This is a genomic window from Streptomyces sp. UH6 (assembly GCF_013421635.1).
GTDB classification, from domain to species: domain Bacteria; phylum Actinomycetota; class Actinomycetes; order Streptomycetales; family Streptomycetaceae; genus Streptomyces; species Streptomyces abyssomicinicus.
Map to the genome: position 1 here is coordinate 1 of NZ_JACADT010000290.1, position 6164 is coordinate 6164.

A 6164-nucleotide genomic window follows, 5' to 3' on the forward strand; every position below is an offset into this window, starting at 1 on the left:
CTCGGCCAGCGTGCCGCTGCGGGCCGCCTTCGCGTACCAGAGGGCGCTCGCCTTCGGCGTGCGCTTCTGGGTGTCGTAGTCGACGTGGACCATCCCGAACCGCTTCGAGTAGCCGTAGGCCCACTCGAAGTTGTCCAGCAGCGACCACAGGTAGTAGCCGCGCACGTCCGCGCCGTCGGCCATCGCCCGGCGCACGGCGGACAGGTGGCCGTGCAGGTAGGCGACCCGCTCCGGGTCCCGCACCTGGCCGTCCTCGTCGACCTGGTCGTCGTAGGCGGCGCCGTTCTCGGTGATGTAGAGCGGCAGGCCCGGCGCCTCGCGGTGGTACCGCAGGAGCAGGTCGTACAGGCCGCTCTCGTCGACGGACCAGCCCATCGCCGTCTGCTCGCCCGGAGACTGGTGGAAGACGACGTCCTCGGCGCCCGGCCACGGCGAGAAGTCGCCCGTCCCGTGCGCGTCCGACGCGGGGCCGTCCTCCGGTGCCGTGCCGGCGTGGCCGACCGTGGCCGGCGTGTAGTAGTTGAGGCCCAGCGCGTCCAGCGGCTGGTGGATCAGCTTGAGGTCGCCGTCCTCGACGAAGGACCAGTCGGTCACCGAGGCGGTGGCGGGGAACAGCGTCTCCGGGTAGGCGCCGTGCAGCATCGGACCGTGGAAGATGCCGTTGGCCAGGTCGTCGATGCGCTGCGCGGCCTGAAGGTTGAGCGGGTCGTCGGAGACGGTGCGCACCACGTGCGAGTTGAGCGCCACGGCGACCGAGTTGCGGGCCGGCATCACCGAGCGGAGCGCCGAGGTGCCCAGGCCGTGGGCCAGGTTGAGGGTGTGGGCGGCGCGCAGGGCGAGCTCGCCGTCGGTGCGGCCCGGCGCGTGGACACCCGAGCTGTAGCCGAGGAAGGCGCTGCACCAGGGCTCGTTGAGGGTGATCCACCGCTCGACCCGGTCGCCCAGGGCCTCGCCGACGATGGCCGCGTACTCGGCGAACCGGTGGGCCGTCTCGCGGGCGGGCCAGCCGCCGGCGTCCTCCAGCTCCTGGGGGAGGTCCCAGTGGTAGAGGGTGACGGCGGGCGCGATGCCCTTGTCCAGCAGCTCGTCGACGAGACGGCGGTAGAAGTCCAGGCCCTTCTGGACGGCCGGGCCGCGACCGGTGGGCTGGACACGGGGCCAGGCCACGGAGAAGCGGTAGGTGTTGAGGCCGAGGTCCGCCATGAGCGCGACGTCGTCGCGGTAGCGGTGGTAGTGGTCCACCGCCACGTCGCCGTGCTCGCCGTTGTGCGTTTTGCCGGGGGTATGGCTGAACGTGTCCCAGATGGAGGGAGTGCGGCCGTCCTCACGGACCGCGCCCTCGATCTGGTAGGAGGACGTGGCCGATCCCCAGAGGAAATTGGGGGGGAAGGAGACCGAAGCGGAATCGGGCATGGAAGCGCTCCCATGAGAGGTCACGGCCGGGGCCGTGAGCGGAGGGGGGAAGGGTTCGGGCACCGCCCGGGGGCGGGGCCGGCCGCTGTGCGGGAGGGCCGGCCCCACTGCCGGGTCAGCCCTTGACGGCGCCCTGCATGATGCCGCCCACGATCTGCTTGCCGAAGATCGTGAAGACGAGCAGCAGCGGCAGCGTGCCGAGCAGCGCGCCGGCCATGATGAGGGCCTGGTCGGGCGTGTAACCGCGGCCGAGTCCGGCCACCGCCACCTGCACCGTCGGGCTGCCGTGCTGGGTGAGGACCAGGAACGGCCAGAGGAAGTCGTTCCAGGTCTCCACGAACTTGAGCATGGCCAGCACCGCCATGGCGGGCCGCGCCACCGGGAACACGATGTGCCACATGATGCGCCAGGTGCTCGCGCCGTCCACCCGGCCGGCCTCGATCAGTTCGTCGGGCAGCGCCTGGGTCAGGTACTGGCGCATGAAGAACACGCCGAACGCGTTGACCAGGGAGGGCAGCAGGACCGCCTGGAGCTGGTCGGACCAGTCGAGCTTGGCCACCATCATGTAGAGCGGGATCACGCTGAGCTGCGGCGGCACCATCATCGTGCCGATCACGACCAGCAGCAGCGCGTTGCGCCCCTTGAAGCGGAGCTTGGCGAAGGCGAAGCCCGCCATCGCGGACAGGAAGCACGTCACTATCGCCGAGGTGCCCGCCACGAACGTGGTGTTGAGGAAGGCCTCGCCCAGGTTGGCGTCCTCCCAGGCCACCGCGAGCTTGTCGCCGAGGTTGGCGCCGAACCACAGCGGCGGCGGCGTCTCGGCGAGCCGGGCGTTGTCACGCGAGGCGGCGACCGCCGTCCAGAACAGCGGGAAGAGCGATCCCAGCGTGAACAGGCCGAGGATCACATAGGTCAGCGGCCCGGCGTGGAACTGGCCGCCGGCCCGGGCGGAACGCGGTCCGCGGGCCTTGCGTGCCTTGTCGGCCGGTGCCTTCTCGGGCGCCGGCTGCTGCGGCGGGGTCAGGGTCGTCGTCACGGCCGGGTCTCCTTAACTACTGGCGCGCAGCCGGCGCGAGATGACGGAGTTCGCGAGCCCGATGATGATCAGGAGTGCGAACATCGACCAGGCGATCGCCGAGGCGCGGCCCAGGTGCTGGTTGATCCAGCCCTGCTCGTACAGGTAGAGCCCGAGGGTCTGGAACTGGTGGGTGCCGCCGCCCGAGGCGCCCTTGCTGGCGTCGAAGAGGAGCGGCTCGCCGAAGATCTGCGTGGCGCCGATGGTGGAGACCACCACGGTGAACAGGATCGTCGGCCGCAGCGAGGGCAGCGTCACGTGGAAGAACTGCCGCCACCGGGACGCGCCGTCGAGGGCCGCCGACTCGTAGAGGTCATGGGGGATCGCCTGCATCGCGGCCAGGTAGATCAGCGCGTTGTAGCCGGTCCAGCGCCAGATGACGATGGTCGAGACGGCGAGCTTGGAGGACCAGCTGCCGTTCTGCCAGTCGATCGCGTCCAGGCCGACGTAGCCGAGCGCCCAGTTGATCATGCCGTAGTCACGGCCGAAGAGCAGCACGAAGACCAGCGCCGCGGCCGCCACCGAGGTGGCGTACGGGGCGAGCATGGTGACGCGCCAGAAGGTGGAACCGCGCAGCTTGTAGTTGAGCAGGTGGGCGATGCCCATCGCCATGGCGAGCTGGGGGACCGTCGAGATGATGCCGATGATCAGGGTGTTGCGGGCGGCGTTCCAGAAGAACTCGTCGTCGAAGATCCGGATGTAGTTCTTGAGGCCGGCCCACTCCATGTCGGTGGGCGCGGTCAGCTCCACCGTGTGGAGCGACGCCCAGCCGGTGTAGATCAGGGGGAACAGCCCGAAGGCGATGAACAGGGCGAAGAACGGCGCGACGAACGCGTAGGGGCTCCAGCGCAGGTCCCGCTGCCAGCGGCGGGACAGCTTGGCCCGACGTCGCTCCTCGTCGGTGGCGGGGCCGGCCGGCGGTGAACCGGCCGGGGCCGCGCCCCCCTTGACGGGGGACGCGGCGACGGAGTGCCGGGAAGACATACCGGTCACTTCTCCAGGTTGTTGTCGATGGTCTTGACGGCGTTGTTCCAGGCGTCCTCGGCGGACTTGCCCTGGGTGACCAGGATGACGCCGTTGTCGGTCAGGCCCTGCTGGATGATCTGGTCCTTCGGGCCGATGACCTGGACCGGGGAGGACTTGGCGGCGTCACCGAAGATCTGGCCGATCGGCGCGTCACCGGTCATGTCGTTCTTGGCGTTGAGGACCTCTTCGCCCTCGTAGGTGGACGGCGCGCTCGGGAAGGAACCCTGCACCGCGAAGAGCTTCGCCTGCTGCGCGGGGGCGGTCAGCCAGGCGGCCAGCTTGGCGGCCTCGTCGGCGTTCTTGCTGGCCTTCGGGACGGCCAGGAAGGAACCGCCCCAGTTGCCGGACTTCGGCGCCTTGGCGACGTCCCACTTGCCGGCGGCCTCCGGCTTCGACTTGCCCTTGATGTAGCCGAGCATCCACGGCGGGCAGGACATCGCGGCGAACTTGCCGTTGGCGATGGTGGTGTCCCAGGCGGGCTGGAACTGGACCTGCTTGCCGATCAGGCCCTCCTTCGAAGCGGCGGAGGTGAGGTCGAAGGCGTCCTTCACCGCGGGGTTGGTCTTGTAGATGACCTCGCCCTCGGCGTTGTAGAACTTCTCGGTCTCACTGGAGAGGATCGCGTTCAGCAGACCGCCGGGGGAGTCCATGAAGGTGACCCCCTTCGGGGCGCCCTTCTTGAAGTCGCGGCCGACCTCGACGAACTTGTTCCAGTCGCCCTCCCACAGCTTCGCGAGCTCCTCGCGGTCGGTGGGCAGGCCCGCCTCCTCGAAGAGGTCCTTGCGGTAGCAGATCGCCATCGGGCCGACGTCGGTGCCGAGACCGACGGTCTTGCCGTCCTTGGTGGTGCCCTGCTCCCACTTCGACGCGAGGAAGTCGGACTTCTTGCCGACCTTGGAGAGGTCGACCAGCTTGTCGCCCTGGGTGGAGGTGATCTCGGCGATGTTGCCGACCTCGACGCCCTGGATGTCCTGGAGACCGCTGCCGGTGGTCAGGTGGTTGACGAGCGCCGGGTAGTAGTTCTCGTTGCGCTCGATCACCGTTTCCTTGATGTTGATCTTGGGGTTCAGCTTCATGTACTCGTCGTACAGCCCGGCCTCCTTGAAGCCGAACGTGCCGAACAGACCAACGGTGATGGTGGTCTTGCCCTTGGCGTCGCCCGAGCCGGTGGACTCCTCGTCCTTGCCGTCGTCGGCGCAGCCGGCCAGCAGTCCGGCGCCGAGCGCCGCGACCGTTGCGAGAACCACTGCCCTACGGCGGGCGGTTCGAATGGCGCGCATGGTCGTCCCTCCTGATTACCCTGACGTGCCGACCCCCCGGCCAAAGGCCACTGGATGACCTTTGATTTCCTTGCTGCGGCTCGGGTGGGGAACGCGTGGGTTGGGTTTGGGTCAGGTAGCGTGAGAGCGCGTGGGAGCGCTCCCAGCAGTGATGTGTTGAAGAGTCCCGGGTCGCGGCGGGGGTGTCAAGGGCAGTGACGCCGTGATCTCCGCGGGGTTATCAGGGTGTTACCGAATGGGGAGAACCCGGTCAACGGCAGGCGGTATGCGGATACTTGGAAGCTCCGCGCGTAGACCCAGCTCTCGCAAGGCATCGTCATCACATCGGGACCGACCGGCCGGCGCCACATGGTGGCGGTCGGCCCGGGGGAGGGCGAGCACGACTGTTAGATTCCAGGATCCGGTACGAATTGGAGGCGGCGGATGGCGGTCCACGGACGAGGCCGAGGTGGCGGGCGACCAACCCTCGAGGAGGTCGCGGCCCGGGCGGGCGTCGGCCGCGGCACGGTCTCCCGCGTGATCAACGGCTCGCCCAGCGTCAGCGACGCCACCCGTGCCGCCGTCGAGGCGGCCGTGGCCGAACTCGGCTACGTGCCGAACACGGCGGCCCGCGCGCTGGCCGCCAACCGTACCGACGCGATCGCGCTGGTGGTGCCGGAGTCGGAGACGAGATTCTTCGCCGAGCCCTACTTCTCCGAGATGCTGCGCGGCGTCGGCGCCGCGCTGGCCGACACCGAGATGCAGCTGCTCCTGATATTCGCGGGCAACGACCGCGAACGGCAGCGCCTCGCCCAGTACCTGGCCGCGCACCGCGTGGACGGTGTGCTGCTGGTCTCGGTGCACGCCGACGACCCGCTGCCCGACATGGTCGCCGAGCTGGGCATCCCCGCCGTGATCAGCGGTCCCCGGTCCGCGGACGAGCCGCTGGCCTCCGTGGACTCCGACAACCACGGCGGCGGCCGCTCGGCCACCGCCCACCTGATCGCCCAGGGGCGCCGCCGGATCGCCCACATCACCGGCCGCCTCGACGTCTGGGGCGCCCAGCGCCGCACCGAGGGCTACCGGAGCGCCCTCGTCGAGGCGGGCATCGAGGAGGACGAGGGACTGGTCGAGCCCGGCGACTTCAGCGAGGAGGGCGGCCGCCGCGCGATGGCCGCCCTGCTGGAGCGGCGGCCCGACCTGGACGCCGTCTTCGCCGCCTCCGACGTCACCGCGGCCGGCGCCCGGCAGGTGCTGCGCGAAGCCGGGCGGAGCATCCCGGACGACGTGGCCCTGGTCGGCTACGACGACTCGGCGATCGCCCGCCACATGGACCCGCCGCTGACCAGCGTGCGGCAGCCGATCACCGAGATGGGCCGGGTGATGACCGA

At 69.8% G+C, this 6164-nt stretch carries 5 protein-coding genes; 1 reads left to right on the forward strand and 4 read right to left on the reverse strand.

Features of this window, described 5'->3' with window-relative positions:
• From HW445_RS15620 to HW445_RS15635, 4 genes are all read right to left on the reverse strand, one after another.
• Positions 1 to 1413, reverse strand: a 1413-nt coding sequence (locus tag HW445_RS15620; RefSeq protein ID WP_180221628.1) for a GH1 family beta-glucosidase, incomplete at its 3' end; no start/stop codon positions are given.
• 115 nt (positions 1414 to 1528) lie between these two features.
• The gene (locus tag HW445_RS15625; protein WP_180221629.1) at positions 1529 to 2449 is read right to left on the reverse strand and encodes a carbohydrate ABC transporter permease; all 921 of its coding nucleotides are present in this window, start codon (positions 2447 to 2449) and stop codon (positions 1529 to 1531) included.
• Between the two features lie 12 nt (positions 2450 to 2461).
• The gene (locus HW445_RS15630) at positions 2462 to 3472 is read right to left on the reverse strand and encodes a carbohydrate ABC transporter permease (protein ID WP_180221630.1); all 1011 of its coding nucleotides are present in this window, start codon (positions 3470 to 3472) and stop codon (positions 2462 to 2464) included.
• Between the two features lie 5 nt (positions 3473 to 3477).
• Positions 3478 to 4794 carry an ABC transporter substrate-binding protein gene (locus HW445_RS15635; protein ID WP_180221631.1) on the reverse strand — a complete coding sequence of 439 codons (1317 nt, stop codon included), beginning with the start codon at positions 4792 to 4794 and terminating at the stop codon, positions 3478 to 3480.
• 423 nt (positions 4795 to 5217) lie between these two features.
• Between HW445_RS15635 and HW445_RS15640 the strand changes: the two genes are divergently transcribed.
• Positions 5218 to 6164, forward strand: a 947-nt coding sequence (locus HW445_RS15640; RefSeq protein ID WP_180221632.1) for a LacI family DNA-binding transcriptional regulator, incomplete at its 3' end; no start/stop codon positions are given.